The 17,963-nt window shown below is 40.3% G+C and carries 16 protein-coding genes; 4 read left to right on the forward strand and 12 right to left on the reverse strand.

Going from position 1 to position 17,963, the window contains the following annotated elements:
* Positions 1–97 precede the first annotated feature (97 nt).
* The 3 genes from leuS (at position 98) to holA (ending at position 4,314) form a co-directional block, all read left to right on the forward strand.
* On the forward strand, positions 98–2,686 hold the full coding sequence (gene leuS, locus PARA_RS01150; RefSeq protein ID WP_014064164.1) for a leucine--tRNA ligase: 2,589 nt from the start codon (positions 98–100) through the stop codon (positions 2,684–2,686).
* An 87-nt stretch (positions 2,687–2,773) separates the two neighbouring features.
* Entirely contained in the window at positions 2,774–3,277 is a 504-nt protein-coding gene (gene lptE / locus PARA_RS01155; protein WP_014064165.1) for an LPS assembly lipoprotein LptE, read from the forward strand.
* Positions 3,277–4,314 (forward strand): DNA polymerase III subunit delta, encoded by a 1,038-nt coding sequence (holA, locus tag PARA_RS01160; protein ID WP_014064166.1) that lies wholly within the window; start codon positions 3,277–3,279, stop codon positions 4,312–4,314. Before lptE ends, holA begins: the two co-directional genes overlap by 1 nt.
* Before the next feature lie 30 nt (positions 4,315–4,344).
* Here the strand turns inward: holA and PARA_RS01165 are convergent, their stop codons facing one another.
* From PARA_RS01165 to secM, 4 genes are all read right to left on the reverse strand, one after another.
* The gene (locus PARA_RS01165) at positions 4,345–6,024 is read right to left on the reverse strand and encodes a sulfatase-like hydrolase/transferase (RefSeq protein WP_014064167.1); all 1,680 of its coding nucleotides are present in this window, start codon (positions 6,022–6,024) and stop codon (positions 4,345–4,347) included.
* 22 nt (positions 6,025–6,046) lie between these two features.
* Entirely contained in the window at positions 6,047–6,451 is a 405-nt protein-coding gene (mutT, locus tag PARA_RS01170; RefSeq protein ID WP_014064168.1) for an 8-oxo-dGTP diphosphatase MutT, read from the reverse strand.
* Positions 6,452–6,538: 87 nt separating this feature from the next.
* Entirely contained in the window at positions 6,539–9,235 is a 2,697-nt protein-coding gene (gene secA / locus PARA_RS01175) for a preprotein translocase subunit SecA (RefSeq protein ID WP_014064169.1), read from the reverse strand.
* Positions 9,236–9,308: 73 nt separating this feature from the next.
* The gene (gene secM / locus PARA_RS01180; RefSeq protein WP_014064170.1) at positions 9,309–9,626 is read right to left on the reverse strand and encodes a secA translation cis-regulator SecM; all 318 of its coding nucleotides are present in this window, start codon (positions 9,624–9,626) and stop codon (positions 9,309–9,311) included.
* Positions 9,627–9,698: 72 nt separating this feature from the next.
* Between secM and PARA_RS01185 the strand changes: the two genes are divergently transcribed.
* Positions 9,699–10,019 carry a DciA family protein gene (locus tag PARA_RS01185; RefSeq protein ID WP_014064171.1) on the forward strand — a complete coding sequence of 107 codons (321 nt, stop codon included), beginning with the start codon at positions 9,699–9,701 and terminating at the stop codon, positions 10,017–10,019.
* A gap of 1 nt (position 10,020) precedes the next feature.
* On the opposite strand, the gene PARA_RS01190 is transcribed toward PARA_RS01185, so the two are convergent.
* The 8 genes from PARA_RS01190 to PARA_RS01225 all read right to left on the reverse strand — a co-directional run bounded on the left by PARA_RS01190 (position 10,021) and on the right by PARA_RS01225 (position 17,960).
* Complete coding sequence (locus tag PARA_RS01190) at positions 10,021–10,875, reverse strand: Dam family site-specific DNA-(adenine-N6)-methyltransferase (protein ID WP_014064172.1); 855 nt, start codon at positions 10,873–10,875, stop codon at positions 10,021–10,023.
* A gap of 14 nt (positions 10,876–10,889) precedes the next feature.
* Complete coding sequence (gene aroB / locus PARA_RS01195) at positions 10,890–11,978, reverse strand: 3-dehydroquinate synthase (RefSeq protein ID WP_014064173.1); 1,089 nt, start codon at positions 11,976–11,978, stop codon at positions 10,890–10,892.
* A gap of 9 nt (positions 11,979–11,987) precedes the next feature.
* The gene (aroK, locus tag PARA_RS01200) at positions 11,988–12,530 is read right to left on the reverse strand and encodes a shikimate kinase AroK (RefSeq protein WP_014064174.1); all 543 of its coding nucleotides are present in this window, start codon (positions 12,528–12,530) and stop codon (positions 11,988–11,990) included.
* Positions 12,531–12,837: 307 nt separating this feature from the next.
* Positions 12,838–14,505: an anaerobic C4-dicarboxylate transporter gene (locus PARA_RS01205; RefSeq protein ID WP_005698043.1), complete on the reverse strand. Its 1,668-nt coding sequence runs from the start codon at positions 14,503–14,505 to the stop codon at positions 12,838–12,840.
* 283 nt (positions 14,506–14,788) lie between these two features.
* Entirely contained in the window at positions 14,789–15,019 is a 231-nt protein-coding gene (gene acpP, locus PARA_RS01210) for an acyl carrier protein (RefSeq protein WP_005544465.1), read from the reverse strand.
* A gap of 217 nt (positions 15,020–15,236) precedes the next feature.
* Positions 15,237–15,965 (reverse strand): 3-oxoacyl-ACP reductase FabG, encoded by a 729-nt coding sequence (gene fabG / locus PARA_RS01215; protein ID WP_005695317.1) that lies wholly within the window; start codon positions 15,963–15,965, stop codon positions 15,237–15,239.
* A 13-nt stretch (positions 15,966–15,978) separates the two neighbouring features.
* The gene (fabD, locus tag PARA_RS01220) at positions 15,979–16,917 is read right to left on the reverse strand and encodes an ACP S-malonyltransferase (RefSeq protein WP_014064175.1); all 939 of its coding nucleotides are present in this window, start codon (positions 16,915–16,917) and stop codon (positions 15,979–15,981) included.
* Between the two features lie 92 nt (positions 16,918–17,009).
* Complete coding sequence (locus PARA_RS01225) at positions 17,010–17,960, reverse strand: beta-ketoacyl-ACP synthase III (protein WP_041918298.1); 951 nt, start codon at positions 17,958–17,960, stop codon at positions 17,010–17,012.
* Positions 17,961–17,963 lie beyond the last annotated feature (3 nt).

Here is a 17,963-nt window from a genome sequence, read left to right on the forward strand (position 1 = left end):
ACTTTCTACCAATTCTCCCTGTTTTACGCTATCCTATATCACATTTTACAAAGCAAAATATGCCGCAAAGTGCGGTCAAAATTTAAGGTGATTTTCTATGCAACAACATTACCGTCCCGATTTGATTGAGCCTTCAGTTCAACAATATTGGGCTGAAAATAAAGTCTTCAAAGCCATCAAAGATACGTCTAAAGAAAAATATTACTGTCTTTCAATGTTCCCTTACCCATCTGGTCGTTTACACATGGGCCACGTGCGTAACTACACTATCGGTGATGTGGTTTCTCGTTATCAACGTATGAACGGTAAAAATGTTTTACAACCGATTGGTTGGGATGCATTTGGTTTGCCGGCTGAAGGTGCTGCGATTAAAAATAAAACTGCGCCCGCAAAATGGACCTACGAAAACATCGAATATATGAAAAACCAGCTCAAAATGTTGGGCTTTGGTTACGACTGGGATCGCGAAATTGCGACTTGCAGTCCAGAATACTACAAATGGGAACAATGGTTCTTCACTGAGCTTTATAAAAAAGGCTTAGTTTACAAAAAAACCTCAACCGTAAACTGGTGTCCGAACGATGAAACCGTATTAGCTAACGAACAGGTGCACGAAGGTTGCTGCTGGCGTTGTGACACTCCGGTCGAACAAAAAGAAATCCCACAATGGTTCATTAAAATCACCGACTATGCAGAGCAATTATTAGGTGGATTAGACCAACTGCCACAATGGCCAGACATGGTAAAAACCATGCAACGTAACTGGATTGGCCGTTCTGAAGGGGTGGAAATTACGTTTGATGTGGCGGATACCGCAGAAAAAGTTTCGGTTTATACCACCCGTCCTGATACTTTCTATGGTGTGAGCTATTTAGGTATTGCAGCTGCTCACCCATTAGCAGAATTAGCGGCAGAAAAAAATCCTCAATTGGCTGAATTCATCCGTGAAGCGAAAAATGCCAAAGTGGCCGAAGCAGACCTTGCCACAATGGAGAAAAAAGGGATGGCAACCGGCTTATTCGCTATTCATCCATTAACTGGTGAAAAATTACCGATTTGGGTCGCTAACTTTGTGTTAATGCACTACGGTACTGGCGCAGTAATGGCAGTTCCGGCTCACGACCAACGCGACTTTGAATTTGCTCAAAAATACAATTTGCCAATTAAACAAGTGATCGCACCGCTTGCAGATGAAGAAATTGATTTAACCAAACAAGCTTTTGTCGAACACGGTAAATTAGTGAACTCAGCTGAGTTTGATGGTTTAGATTTTGATAGCGCATTCAACGGCATCGCGAACAAATTAGAAAAATTAGGCGTAGGTAAACGCCAAGTGAACTATCGTTTACGTGACTGGGGCGTTTCTCGTCAGCGTTATTGGGGGGCACCAATTCCAATGCTCACCTTACCAAACGGTGAAACTGTGCCAGCACCAATCGAAGATTTACCGATTATTCTGCCGGAAGATGTGGTTATGGATGGTGTGAAAAGCCCAATTAAAGCCGATCCAAACTGGGCGAAAACCACCTTCAACGGTGAACCTGCATTAAAAGAAACCGATACCTTTGATACCTTTATGGAATCTTCTTGGTACTACGCACGCTACACCTCACCAAGCTATGCTGAAGGCATGTTGGATAAAGATGAAGCGAATTACTGGTTACCCGTGGATCAATATATCGGCGGTATCGAGCACGCGACCATGCACTTGCTCTACTTCCGTTTCTTCCATAAATTATTGCGTGATGCAGGTTTCGTAACGAGCGATGAGCCAGCACAAAAATTATTATGCCAAGGCATGGTGTTAGCCGATGCGTTCTACTACACCAGTCCAACCAACGAGCGTATTTGGGTCAGCCCAACGCAAGTGACCCTTGAGCGTGATGAAAAAGGTCGAATCATCAAAGCAACCGATCCAGAAGGCCGTGAATTGGTGCATACCGGTATGACCAAAATGTCGAAATCGAAAAACAACGGTATCGACCCACAAGAAATGGTGGAAAAATACGGTGCAGATACCGTGCGTCTCTTCATGATGTTCGCGTCTCCTGCAGAAATGACGCTTGAATGGCAAGAATCAGGCGTAGAAGGGGCAAAACGTTTCTTAGGTCGTGTATGGAATTTGGTGTATGAATACAGCCAAAATCCTGCAAAAACGGCTTTAGATGTGACCGCACTTTCTGCAGACCAAAAAGCGCTTCGTCGTGATGTGCATAAAACCATCGCAAAAGTAAGCGATGATATTGGTCGTCGTCAGACTTTCAATACCGCTATCGCGGCAGTAATGGAGTTAATGAATAAATTAACCCGTGCGCCATTAGACAGCGAACAAGATCGTGCGGTTATGGCAGAAGCATTAAGCGCAGTCGTGCGTATGCTTTACCCAATCACACCACATATCTGCTTTGAATTATGGAAAGCTTTAGGCAACGAAAACAACATCGACCATGCAGAATGGGTGAAAGCTGACGAAGCAGCGATGGTCGAAGATGAAAAACTTATCGTGGTACAAGTCAACGGTAAAGTACGTGGTAAAGTGACCGTTGCAGCTGATGCGGATGAAGAAACCGTGAAAATGGTTGCATTTGCAGATGAAAATGTGAAGAAATTTACTGACAATACACAAATCGTAAAAGTGATTTATGTACCAGGTAAATTGTTAAATGTGGTAGTTAAACCGCAATAATCCATAAAATAACCGCATTTTATTCTAAGTGTTGCATAAACAGCTCTTAAACAAAATAAAGTGCGGTGAATTTTACAGGTAATTTTTATGATGAAATCAATCAAAACGAGCTGCTTAGTTGGGGCAACTGCCTTTTTAACTGCTTGTGGTTGGCACTTCGATAATGGTGCGGCTGTTCCTGCAGAATTAAAAACAATGGCTCTTGAAAGTAGCGACCCATACAGTGAAATGTCTATGGCTATGCGTAAGCAACTGCTTAGCAACAACGTAAACCTTGTGCCTGCAAAACAAGGGGTGCCAGTGTTGCGTTTAAATAAACAGACTTCAAGCGATAAAGTGGCGTCTGTCTTTAAACAAGGTCGTGAAGCAGAAAAAGTACTGACCCTTGATGTTGAGGCTAGCGTGCGTTTAGCAAATGGGGAAACCTATACAATCTCCGCAAAAATCAACCGCACTTTCTTTGATAACTCACGTGCTGCATTAGCAAAATCAGCTGAGCGCGATGTGATTTGGAATGATATGCGCGAACAAGCGGCTCGCCAATTAATTAATAAAATGGCCGCCTTGCAACATCAAGTTCAAGGAAAATAATGAACCGCATTTTTCCTGAGCAACTGGCCTCTAACCTGAACAGCCATTTAGCGAAAGTCTATTTTTTGGTTGGGACAGATCCCCTGTTGCTCAGTGAAAGTGAAGACCTCATTCATCAAGCCGCCCTTCTTCAAGGTTTTGATGAAAAAAATCAAATCACTATAGATACTAATACTGACTGGCCTGCATTAATCGAGGCCAGCCAGTCTGTGGGACTCTTCTTTAATAAGCAAATTTTCATTCTCAATTTGCCCGAAAATTTGACCGCACTTTTACAGAAAAACCTTCAGCAATTTATCAGTGGATTAAATGAAGATAGCTTACTTGTCCTCACCTTGCCTAAATTGTCTAAAGCAGCCGAAAAACAAGAGTGGTTTATTCAGGTAAATCAACTTGAGCCACAAGCCGTTATTGTTAACTGCCAAACACCGAATTCAGAACAGCTTTCTCGTTGGGTGAAACATCGTACAAAAAACATGGGATTATTAGCTGATGAGGAAGCCATTCAACTACTTTGTTACAGCTATGAAAATAATCTGCTAGCATTGAAACAAGCGTTACAGCTTTTAGATTTGCTTTATCCTGATCACAAACTTACGTATAACCGCGTTAAATCCGTCGTAGAGCAATCTTCTGTCTTTACCCCTTTCCAATGGATTGATGCATTGTTATCAGGCAAAGCAAACCGCTCAAAGCGAATTTTGCGAGGTTTACAAGCTGAAGATGTGCAACCTGTCATTTTATTGCGTACTTTACAACGTGAACTGCTCACATTGTTAGAATTAACAAAACCACAGCTGCGTAATCCCTCTCTTAACACGAGTTTGCCAACACAGACACTCAAATCGGATTTTGACCGTCTCAAAATTTGGCAGAATCGTCGTCCTCTTTATACGGCAGCGATACAACGATTTACCTATCAAAAGCTCTTTGAAATATTGCAAGAATTAGCAGATATTGAGCGCATCACCAAACAAGAATATGGACAAGATGTGTGGGTAAAATTGGCCGACTTATCGGTTAAAATTTGTTTATAAAAAAATCTCGGCGTTAACCGAGATTTTTTATTATTGCGCAATTTTTAAATCTTGATACAGATAATTTCGATAGCTATTCACTAAATCCACATCCTCTACATCTTCGAGCTTACCTTGGCTTAGCTGACGCATAGCGATATTCGCTCGCATAAAGTCATCTTTCGGTGATAAACCTGCCACATCAAGTAATATGCCACCAACAAAGGCTAAATCTAAGAAATCTTGCTGTTGAACAAAGTCAGTCTTACGATTAGTTCTAACGACAAATTGAGTCACATAATCCGGGTTCGCAAAGTTACCTTTTTTCGGTGGAAGCTGATTATCAAAAGCGACTTGGTGATCACCAAAATAACCGAATACATAAGGCGTTTCACGTGATTTTAAATAATCATTTAAACCTTCGATTGCCTCATTGAGGCTAGCAATGCGATCAATATAATCATTTAGGCAGGAAATCGCTTTTCCCCCTAAACGCTTACTCGCCAAATTAAAATGGTTTGGCATATTTGTGTTGTAAGGGCCGTGCTCTTTCATCGTGAGCACATAGACAAACATAGGCTGTTTCACATTTTCCAATGATGGATGCTGTTTCTGCAGAATCAGTTTGGTGTAATACATCATCTCTTCACTGCTAATATGCCAAAGATTTTTGCTAATTGATGCCGGATAGCCTAAATCTTGTGGTTGTAACATCAAGTCAAAACCAAAGTGGTCATAGGCAGGTTTTGCGTTGTAGTTACCTTTCGTAAAAGGCGATAATGCCACACAAAAATAGCCTTGCTCACGAAGATTTTTAATAAAACCCGTCTGTAAGTGTGGCACAACCGAATAAAACACCCCACTTGCTAAAGCACCAAAATCCGTTGAAGGCACCCCTGCAAGGAAAGCAAATTCAGATTTCCACGTTGCGCCACCCAGCGTATGTACACGCAATGGACTTACAAATGCGGTATCTTCCTGCTTATTAAACATTGAAAATGGCGGAATGGTTTCTGCATCAAAATCAAATTGATGGGGATTCAAGGTTGATTCTTGTAGACACACCACTATGTCTGGTTTTTCTGCGTCTGGCTTTTCTGCACTTTCAGTTTTACTCTCAGCCTTTTCATTTAAAAGTGCGGTCATCTTTTCTTTAAATTTTTGACTATTACCTTCAAATTCTGGCACTTTAAAGAATACGCCACGACAAGACATAGGCAGGTTTAAGAAAACATCTCGACCATCATCTGGCAATGAATCCAGCCAGACTTTTGTCGCATCCGGATCTTTAGAATAATGCCACATTAAACCAAAGCTCGTTGCAGCGAGTATTGCTGCAAATACTCGGAATCCAGTAGAGGCAGTTTCAACATCTGACCAACCAAAGATAGCATAACCCAACAGACCTAATAGCCCCAACACGCCGAAAATAGCGCCTTTATAATGTAAAAGGGTTTCCCAATTTCGCCAGTCTGTCACAAGCCAAAAATCTGAAATGAGTAAAGGTTGTTTGTAGTAATGAATTTTCATTCGATGGAATAGCATCAATACAACAAAAAGTACGGACGCAAAATTCAATCCGCGTTGCCATTGACCAGTTATCGCAAACATCAAGCTAAACAATAAGACGAATAATGCAATCGCAAAAAAATATGTCCAACGATAGTGCGAATTGACGATAAAAATCACCGTCGCAATAAAAAATAAACTCAGAAAAATGCTTGGAATCATAATAAATAAATTTGATTAAATGTTATTTGACACTTTCAGCCTCTAAACGCTGAATCAGCTTTAAATTGGCTGGTGGGAATTGCCCTGCATCAAGCTCCCCTTGTTCAAGCCAGAAGCCTTCCTGGCCTTCGCGTCCAAAAGGCTCGCCGATCCATTCAGTGACCAAGTAAAAACTAAAATCTAAAATTTTGGTTGGATATTCAAATTGAAAACGTTCGTACAGTTCAGCATTTAAAATATGAATGCCAATCTCTTCTTCCAATTCTCTTTTTAAGGCTTCTTCAGGGGTTTCACCCGCATCAACTTTACCGCCTGGAAATTCTAATGCCTGTGCAAAATCTTGCCCTTCTAAACGCTGGGTCAAATATAGCTGCCCAAATTCATTACGAATAATCCCTGCCGCAACTTGAATAATAGGCTTACTCATCGTTTTTCCTTATCTCAAAAGTAGAAAGAGCGGTCATTTTTAGCGGTGTTTTAAAACACGCAAAAATTTAACCGCTCTTTACCTTAACTAAGCATATCGGGCTTTACTGCCGTGACAATGCTTGTATTTTTTACCTGACCCACAAGGACAAGGTTCATTACGTCCAATATGGCGATCTGAATAGTCCTCGCTTTGAGCTTGCTCTGTGTTTTCACCTACAGGATGATGCGTTTGAGCTTCACGCTCAGCCATTGCTTGACGTGCACGTTCTGCTTCTTCCATCTCTTCCTGCGTACGTACTTTCACACGAGTGAGTGTCGTAATCACATGATGTTTTAAAGAATCTAACATTTCAGTAAACATACGGAAAGATTCTTTTTTGTACTCTTGTTTTGGATCTTTTTGTGCATAACCGCGTAAATGGATACCTTGACGTAAATAATCCATTGCAGCCAAATGCTCTTTCCAAAGCTCATCAAGGGTTTGTAACATCACGCCTTTTTCGAAATGACGCATGGTTTCTTCACCTGCAAGCGCTTCTTTCGCTTTGTATTCATCTTCCGCTTCTTGAATAATGCGCTCACGCAAGTTTTCTTCGTGAAGATTATTATTTTCTTCTAACCAACGTTCAATTGGTAACTCAAGTCCAAACTCTTGGGCTAAACGTTCTTCTAAGCCTTTAATATCCCATTGCTCTTCCAACGATTGTGGTGGAATATATTGGTCAATCACATCATTAAATACATCGCTGCGAATTGCTTTGATAGTCTCTGAAATATCATCGTTATCGAGCAAGTAATTACGTTGTTCGTAAATTGCATGACGTTGGTCATTAGCCACATCATCATATTCAAGCAAGTTTTTACGACCATCAAAGTGGAAGGCCTCCACTTTCGCTTGCGCTGATGCAATCACTTTAGCGAGAAGTTTAGACTCCATCGCTTCACCTGGTTGGGTGAAGGCTTTACGCATCATATTTAATTTACCTTCATTCAGATAAATGCGCATTAAGCCGTCTTCCAAAGAAAGGTAGAAACGTGAAGAACCTGGGTCACCTTGACGACCTGAACGACCACGCAACTGGTTATCAATACGACGGGATTCATGACGCTCTGTCCCGATAATATGTAAACCACCGGCTTGCATCACGATCTCGTGATTTTTCTCCCATTCAGCTTTGATTGCCTCAATTTGCTCTGGTGTTGGATTATCCAATTTTGCTACTTGAGCTTTCCAGTTGCCACCTAGGATAATATCGGTACCACGACCTGCCATATTGGTTGCAATGGTTACTGCACCTGGTGCCCCCGCTTCAGCAACGATTTCCGCTTCTTGCGCGTGGAATTTTGCATTCAACACATTGTGTTTGATGCCCGCTTTATCTAACGCTTGAGAAAGCATTTCTGATTTTTCAACTGATACGGTACCCACAAGAACCGGTTGATTACGAGCGACGCAGTCTTTGATATCTTCAATAATCGCATTGAATTTGTATTCTTCATTCTCAAACATGACGTCCGTACGGTCATCACGAATCATTGGGCGGTTTGTTGGAATGACGACAGTTTCCAAACCATAAATTTGTTGGAATTCAAAGGCTTCGGTATCTGCTGTACCTGTCATACCCGCTAATTTGTCATAAAGACGGAAGTAGTTCTGGTAAGAAATAGAAGCAACAGTTTGGTTTTCGCTCTTAATTTCTACCCCTTCTTTCGCTTCGATCGCTTGGTGTAAACCATCAGACCAACGACGACCCGCCATGGTACGACCAGTGTGTTCATCCACAATCACGATCTCGCCATCTTTCACGATATAGTCTACATCGCGTTCAAACAAGGTGTTCGCACGTAATGCCGCCATGACGTGGTGTAACAATACAATACGCGCAGGTGAATAAAGTGAATCACCTTCTGGCATTAAACCTTGTGCGATTAACCACTCTTCTACTTTTTCTTGACCGCGTTCAGTTAAATACGCTTGTTTGGTTTTAAGATCTAAGGTGTAATCGCCTTCACCGGTATATTCTTCCGTATCTTCTTTTTCTTGCTTAATTAAATTCGGAATTAATTTATTTACCGCAATATAAAGCTCTGAACTGTCTTCCGCTTGACCTGAAATAATCAACGGCGTACGTGCTTCGTCGATTAAGATAGAGTCCACTTCATCCACTAAAGCATAGCCTAAATGACGTTGGAAACGCTCTTCTTTAGAATGCGCTAAGTTATCACGAAGGTAATCGAAACCTAATTCGCTGTTTGTCGCGTATGTAATATCAGCCGCATACGCTTCACGTTTTGCTTCAGGCGGTAAGCCAGGGATATTCACCCCAACAGTCATACCTAAGAATTCAAATAATGGACGATTGGTATCCGCGTCACGACGTGCCAAGTAATCATTCACTGTCACAACATGTACGCCTTTACCCTCCAACGCCATCAAATAGCAAGGTAAGGTTGCGGTTAAGGTTTTACCTTCACCCGTACGCATCTCAGCGATACAACGGTTTGTTAGCACCATACCACCAATTAATTGCACATCGAAATGACGCATACCGAGTACACGTTTACCCGCTTCACGCACGGTAGCAAACGCTTCAGGTAAAAGTTGTTGTAAGGTTTCACCGTTAGCTAAACGGCTACGGAATTCTTCTGTTTTTGCTCTTAATTCATCATCACTCAATGCTTCAAAAGCCGGCTCCATTTTGTTGATTTTCGCAACTTGTTTTCTTAATTTACGTAAAATACGATCGTTACGGCTGCCAAAAATTTTTGTTAAAAAACTCATAATTTCTCTTTCAAATAAAAAATAAAAAGGATCATCCGATTAAAAAATCGGTTCGTTCAAAGATAAAAGAAAATTAAATGATGGCTGGGCCGGCACGAATAGGGGCAAAAACAGGGAATTCTGCCGCAATAAAGTGCGGTTGAATTTTTTCGTGTTTTTGATTGGAATGGGTTTTATGATTTGTTGGCTGAGGTTGAACCTGCAATGCTTGACGAATTTCACGCACCGCAATCAACATATGTTGTTCAGATGATGTTTGGTAATTTTCGCCACTCATATTTGATGAAGGCTGAGCCTCCAATCCCTGAGCAACAGGCAAAGCAAAAATCGCAATCATGCTTAACAGCAACTGCGACCAGAAATTTGTTTTACCTTTGTTTGATTTCATCATCTTATTGTCTCTGACAAAATTTGTGTGTATTGTATCGGAAATTCAACGTAAAGTCATTATTGGGGTATTTTTGTGGAAAACAAGCATGAGCGTTATCAAAAAGCCATGAATATTATTGATGTGCTAGAAGAATCACAATTTGCCAAAATCATGCAGAAAGGGTTAATGTTGAATGAACTGAACCAAAACATCAGTCGCCTTTTCCCTCAAGAATTTAAAGGGCTCTTCCGTTTAGGCTCTATCAAGGATGGAAAACTCTTTGTTGAAGTCAAAAGTGCGGTCGTTCGCCAAGGAATTTTATTTCGACAAAGCGAATTACTCACTGCAATTCAACCGACTTATCCCGAAGTAAAAGGCTTTGAGATTAAAATCAACCCAGAATTAACCTGCTAAACTAACCTTTAAAGATAGCGATTAATTCTTTTACTTTAACTCGTTTTTCTGAAGATTGGCTAATCGAGCGCTGTACTTTAACACGCTTAAACTTTGCCCCTTTGTAAATCTCACGTGTAAATTTCGTATCGTGGTTAGAAATCACGACGGAAATTTGCTTTTCTTTTTGTGCTTTTTTTGCACATTCTGCTAAATTCTTTTGATGCTCAAGACCAAAAGCATTCCCCGCATATCCAGTAAAATTAGTATCTTGCGGAAGCGGTGCATAAGGCGGATCACAATAGATCACGCTGTGTTTATCCGCTAATTCAAATGTCTGTTGAAAATCAGCACATAAAAAGACCGCACTTTGTGCCTTATGAGCAAAATAGCGCAATTCATCTTCAGGGAAATAATGGGTTTTATAAGCGCCAAAGGGCACATTGAACTCATTTTTACTGTTATAACGGCACAAGCCATTAAACCCAAAGCGGTTCAAATAAAGGAATAACACCGAACGCACGAAAGGATCAGTGGATTGATTAAAAGCTTCACGTTGTGCGTAATAATAGTCGGCTGTATTGGCATTCTCTGCAAAGAAAATTGGCTTACAAGCCTCAATATAGGCATCCACATTTTCTTTGACGATATTAAACAAGTTAATCAAATCGGGATTAATATCTGCCAAAATATAACGTTCAAAATGAGAATTTAAAAAAACGGCACCCGCCCCCACAAAAGGTTCAATTAAACACTGTTTTCTTTTTGGAAAGACTCGGTTGAGATCATCCGTTAAACGAAATTTACCGCCCGCCCATTTCAAAAACGGGCGGTGTTTAATTCGAGGTTTCGTTTTGTTATTTTTCGGACGCAACATGAGAGCAATGACAGTTAGTCATGTTGTGTGCAACGCTCAATGGCGTTTAGCACAAGAGATTTGTCAGTATCAGTCGCCACGTAGGCTTGACCAAGGGCTTTTAGTAACACAAGACGCAACTTGCCTGCCAGCACTTTTTTATCTCGCATCATATGCGGTAAATAATCGTCTGATTGCATGGTATCAGGCGAAACGGTAGGCAAATTAGCTCGTGCTAAAAGCTTTTCTAAACGTGCAACATCTTCAAAAGAAAGATCGCCTAATTGTTCAGATAACACCGCAGCCATCATAGTTCCAGCTGCAACAGCTTCACCATGTAACCAGTTTCCGTAACCTAAATGTGTTTCGATCGCATGTCCAAAAGTATGGCCGAGATTTAATAATGCACGATCGCCTTTTTCGGTTTCATCGCGCGCAACAACATCAGCTTTGATTTGGCAACAACGCGCAATGCAATATTGAAGTGAATGTTGATTTAACCCAACTAATTCATCAATATGCGCTTCAAGCCATTCAAAAAAGGCATAATCTAAAATCGCCCCATATTTAATGACTTCCGCAAGCCCTGCATTTACTTCACGTTTTGGCAAGGTATTGAGTGTAAGGGTGTCAATGATCACCGTAGAAGGTTGATAAAACGCCCCGATCATATTTTTGCCTAATTCATGATTAACAGCTGTTTTGCCGCCAACAGAAGAATCCACTTGAGCTAATAATGTGGTAGGAATTTGAATAAAACGCACGCCACGCTGATAGCTTGCTGAGGCAAAACCTGCCACATCACCAATCACGCCACCACCTAATGCAATAATGGTGGTATCTCGCCCATGATTATGCTTTAAAAGTGCGGTAAAAATGAGGTTTAAAGAATCGAGCGTTTTGTATTTTTCGCCATCAGGCAATAATACCGATTCAACCTGACAGCCGATTTTTTCTAGCGTTTGTGTAACGGTTTCAAGATAATATTGTGCGACGGTTGGATTAGTCACGATCATCACTTTATCCCCTTTTTTCAGCGGATAGCAGGTTTCATCTTTTAATAAACCTTCGCCGATATAAATGGGATAACGACGTTCTTTTAATTCAACATTTACGCACAACATTTTTAATCCTTAGAGTGAACCGTTTAAGCCGTTTAGATTATCAATTAAATCAACAATTTGATTAACCATTACTTTGGCATTTTGCTCATCTGTTGGCAAAGTAATATCCGCAATTTCTTCATATAACGGATTACGCACTTTAGCTAAATCTTCAAGCACTTGGCGTGGGTCATCAGCCCCTTGTAATAATGGGCGCTTTTTATCACGTTGTGTACGTTGATATTGCTTATCTACCGTGGTTTCTAAATAAATGACAATGCCACGAGCAGAAAGATAATTGCGATTCTCTTTTGACATCACTGCTCCACCACCAGTGGAAAGCACGACGCCCTGTAATTGAGTTAATTCATTGATAATACGTTCTTCACGCTTACGAAAGCCTTCTTCGCCTTCTAAATCAAAAATCCAGCTAATGTCTGCTCCCGCTCGTTCCTCAATTACTGCATCTGAATCGACAAAATCCATATTCAATTGTTGCGCAAGCTGACGGCCAATGGTGCTTTTACCCGCGCCCATTGGACCTACTAAAAAAATATTACGTTTTTCAGCCATTGTTATTCTTCTAACTTAAATAATGTTCAAATTAATCTTTCCTAATAAAAACTGGCCACCTGAAAAAATGGCAGCCCGAAAGATCACCCAAAAAATAATGAAGATTATCGCAATAAATCCCCCTATGTTTCAACCTTTAGCGGGAATTTATTTTAAGAAGCGCAAAAGTGCGGTCAGTTTTTGAGGGATTTTTATGAATGATAAAGTCAAATAGAGCATCGAGATAAAACACTCTAAAATTTAACTGCACTTTACAAACAAAAAAGGCCATTCAAACGAATAGCCTTTTCTTTTATCAGTAAGTTAATTATAGATAACCAAACAAGCTTGTGAAAATGTAACCAAAGATACATGAAGTGATTACACCGATTAAGCCCGGTAAAATAAAGCTGTGGTTAATTACAAACTTACCAATGTGAGTTGTGCCTGAACGGTCGAATTGGATCGCTGCAAGGTCACTTGGGTAAGTTGGTAAAATGTAGTAACCGTAACAAGCTGAAGCAAAGGCTAAGATAACAGCTGGATCAACACCGATACCTAAAGCAAGTGGAACGAAGGCAACTAATGCTGCCGCTTGTGAGTTTACGAATTTAGAGATTAATAACAACATTACTGCGTAAGTCCAAGGATGTGCTTTTACCACATCACCAAGTGCTGCTTTCATCATCGGTGTGTGAACGGTAAACATGGTTTCCGCCATCCAAGAAATCCCGAATACAGCCACTAATGCAATCATACCTGAACGGAAAATTTCATTTTTACTGATTTTACCTGCATCAGTTTTGGTAAAGATAACAATTAATGCACCCGCTAATAACATGAAGATTTGAATAACGTGAACCATACTTAAATTCACTTTTTTCTTCGCCGTATCTTTTAATACGATTGCAGCATTATCGATAGTTTCGGTTTTATCTCCCGCTGTGATCACAACTCTGTTATCTTGAGCGGTAATTGTTTGAGCAACTTCACCTTTATCGTTATAAATCGCGACGTTGTTATAGGCTGTTTTTGCTTTTGCTTTACTGTCTTTAACATCAAGCACTAATGTACCGTCTTTTGCTAACGCAACGATTTTACCGTCTTTAACATTAAAGGTTTTCACAGCTTTATCAGCAGAAACGATTTCAACCACTTGAGCTGGTGCTGATTTTTCAAAGGCTGGGCGTAAATCTTTAAAGTAACCTAATAGCGCTACCACTAAAATCGCACCAAAGAAGATCCACATCGCATTCCAGCTAGATTGTGGCAATTTTTTGTCTAACAATGATGTGCTATCACCATAAACATATTTTTTGAATTCGGGATCTTTTAATTTCTCTTGGAATTCTGGGTCTTTATCTAAATCTTTACCACGGAACCAACTGAAAATACCGATAGCTAATACACCACAAAGGGTTGAAGGCACAGTAATTTTTAATAAATCTAAATAGCCATCAAAACCTGCTAATGGGGTTTTAGCATTCACTAAGAATGTGGTTAAAGTCACTACTGCTACAGAAACTGGTGACGCAATGATACCCATTTGAGAAGCTATTGAACTTGCCGCCATTGGACGTTCAGGACGAATATCATTTTTGATCGCGATATCATAGATGATTGGCAACATGGTATAAACCACGTGACCTGTACCACATAAAATGGTTAAGAAACAGGTTACAAACGGCGCCAAAATACTGACATATTTCGGGTTACGACGAAGCATTTTCTCCGCGATTTGTAACATGACATCTAAACCACCACTGGCTTGTAATGTTGCCGATGTCACCACCACCGCAAGGATGGTTAACATAACATCGATAGCTGGCTTACCTGGTTCAATACCAAAGCCGAAAACAAGAACAATTAAGCCTACTCCACCGAGCATACCCAGTGCGATACCACCTTTTTTTGCCCCGTAAAATAAACAGATAAGAACAATAGCAAGCTGAATCGCAAACTGGCTACCTTCACCTAGGTTCATTAGAAAATCCATAAGATACTCCGAATCATTTTATGGTTAATTAGAAAAAAATTTGGATCAAATATTAGCACCAAAATTAACTCATAATAAGTATTTTTAGGGTAAATTTTGTTTTAAATCAAAAAATAGGGGAACCAAACAATAAAAGCAAATCTGAGAAAGATTAAATAAAGGAAAGTGCGGTCAGAAATTTAAGAGATTTAGAAGTATCTTGTTTTATTTGAAGATAACGAATTTAGAAAAGAAATTTAAAGAAAAAAAATTAGGCGACCTAAAAGATCGCCCAACTTAAAAATTACTGATTGTTTTGAACGTAGTCAATCGCAGATTGAACAGTTGTGATTTTTTCAGCTTCTTCATCAGGAATTTCGATATCGAATTCTTCTTCTAAAGCCATTACTAATTCAACTGTATCTAAAGAATCCGCACCTAAATCTTCAACGAAAGAAGCTTCTGGTTTTACGTCTTCTTCTTTAACACCTAATTGTTCAACGATGATTTTTTTCACGCGTTCTTCAATACTCATTTGTTTTTCCTATTGTTGTTTTAGCTCATTTAAGAGCGGTTAGTGTATGCATTTTTGATAAAGTTGCAACTATTTCTTAGGTGGTCGCACCACAAAAAACAGGCAATGTAAAAACACATACAGAGAAAAAGTTACATTGCGATTGGGATTTTATCATTAACTAAACTGCTTTGCTATATTTTATAGACAAAATCCCAGATATATATCCCCTAAAGGGTTAGCTCATATATAAGCCGCCATTCACATGTAATGTGGTACCGGTAATATAAGCCGCATCGTCAGAAGCTAAAAACGCCACCGCTTTTGCGATATCTTTTGGCTCACCTAAACGACCAGCTGGGACATTACCAAGAATACCCGCTTTTTGTTCTTCAGTAAGCACTTCTGTCATATCTGTTGCGATAAAGCCGGGTGCTACAACGTTTACAGTAATGCCACGTGATGCCACTTCTTTCGCTAAGCCTTTAGAAAAACCAATTAAGCCGGCTTTTGCGGCACAGTAGTTAGATTGACCAGGGTTACCCATTGAGCCCACCACTGAACCGATAGTAATGATACGACCGAAACGTTTTTTCATCATGGAGCGCAACATTGCTTTAGAAAGATGGAATACAGAGGTTAAGTTGGTTTGCATAATATCGAACCATTCTTCATCTTTCATACGCATTAATAAGTTATCACGAGTGATACCTGCGTTATTCACGAGAATATCAATATCACCAAATTGTTCTTTAATTTGCTCTAATACGGCATCAATACTTTCTTTGTCTGCCACATTTAATACTAAACCTTTACCTTTATCGCCAAGGTAAGCAGAAATTGTATCTGCACCTTTTTCAGAGGTTGCGGTACCAATTACAAATGCACCTTTTGATGCTAATTCTTCTGCAATTGCACGGCCAATACCACGTGTTGCACCTGTCACTAATGCGATTTTATTTTGCATTTTTAATCCCCTTTTATGCTAATAATGCTTCAACAGCATTTAATGATGCCACATCGTTTACTGATGTTGCTTGTAATTCTGCCACGATACGTTTTGTTAAACCGTTTAATACTTTACCTGGGCCGATTTCAACTAAAACTTCTACGCCATCTTGCGCCATTTTCTCAACGGTTTCAGTCCAACGAACTGGGCTATATAACTGACGAATAAGTGCGGTACGAATTTCTGCACTTTCTGTTTCCGCTTTGACATCCACGTTGTTTAATACTGGTGTTGCTGGCGCATTAAGCGTAATGCCTTCAAGTGTTACGGCTAATTGTTCTGCTGCCGGTTTCATTAATGCGCAATGTGAAGGAACACTTACCGCTAATGGTAAAGCACGTTTTGCGCCCGCTTCTTTACATAAAGTAGCCGCACGTTCTACCGCTTCTTTAGCTCCAGCAATGACTACTTGACCTGGTGAGTTAAAGTTTACCGCAGATACCACTTCGCCTTGTTCGGCTTGTTTACATGCATTGATAATCGCTTCATTATCTAAGCCAATAATCGCATACATTGCACCAGTACCTTCTGGTACTGCTTGTTGCATTAATTTACCGCGTAATTCCACTAATTTAATCGCATCTTTAAAATCAATGACACCTGCACAAACTAATGCTGAATATTCACCTAAACTGTGACCAGCCATCACGCTTGGTTGTAATTGTGGGTATTTTTCTTGCCATACACGGAAGATCGCAACGGATGCCGCTAATAATGCCGGCTGAGTTTGCCAAGTTTTATTTAATTCTTCTGCTGGACCTTGTTGAACCAAGTTCCATAAATCATAGCCAAGCGCTTCAGATGCTTGTTTAAAAGTCTCTGTGACTACCGGATATTCGTTAGCAAGATCAGCTAACATGCCAACAGCTTGAGAACCTTGTCCTGGAAAAACCATTGCGAATTTTTTCATGTTTTCTTCCTATTTCTTCATCGTTTAAATGTTGAAAGTGCGGTCAAATTTAACCGCACTTTTAAAATTCTGTCGAGATTCTAACAAATTAATTAGAATCGCACCAATGCTGAACCCCAAGTCCAACCACCGCCAAAAGCTTCGAGTAAAAGCAATTGACCGCGTTGAATTCGACCATCTCGCACTGCTTCATCTAAAGCGGTTGGTACAGTCGCCGCACTGGTATTCGCTGTACGATCAAGCGTTACCACGACTTGCGACATATCCATCTCTAATTTTTTCGCTGTCGCCGTAATAATACGTAAATTCGCTTGATGTGGCACAAGCCAGTCGATATCTGTTTTTTGGAGATTATTGACTGAAAGGGTTTCTTCCACCACATTAGAAAGCTCACGTACCGCTAATTTAAAGGTTTCATTACCTTGCATTTCAATATAGCCAGATTTCTCCACGCCACGCTCAGCTTGTGGAAGTAGTAATGCCGCATTGTTATCTGGCGATGCATGTAAATGTGTTGAAATAATGCCTTCTTGCTCTGATGCTTCTAAGATCACCGCACCTGCACCATCACCAAATAACACGACAGTGCTACGATCGGTTTCATCTAATTTACGCGAGTTAAGATCTGCACCAATCACAAGGGCTTTTTTCACGCTGCCTGAACGAATAAATTTATCCGCTACGCCTAAAGCATAAACAAAACCGGTACAAGCCGCCGCTAAGTCAAAAGAAATTGCGTCTTCGATGCCTAATAAACCTTGAACTTGGCAAGCTGAACTTGGATAAGCGTGAGAACCACTGGTTGTCGCAACGATGATCAACTCAATTTCTTGAGGATCAAGATTGGCCATTTCAAGCGCTTTTTTGGCTGCTTCACATCCCATTGTTGCGACAGTTTCATCTGCTGCTGCAATACGACGTTCACGAATGCCAGAACGTGTCACGATCCATTCATCTGAAGTATCAACCATTTTTTCCAAATCCGCATTGGTGCGAATATGGCTCGGCAAATAGCTACCGGTGGATAAAATTCTACTATTCATCAT

It is taken from the genome of Haemophilus parainfluenzae T3T1, from assembly GCF_000210895.1.
Taxonomy (GTDB): domain Bacteria; phylum Pseudomonadota; class Gammaproteobacteria; order Enterobacterales; family Pasteurellaceae; genus Haemophilus_D; species Haemophilus_D parainfluenzae_A.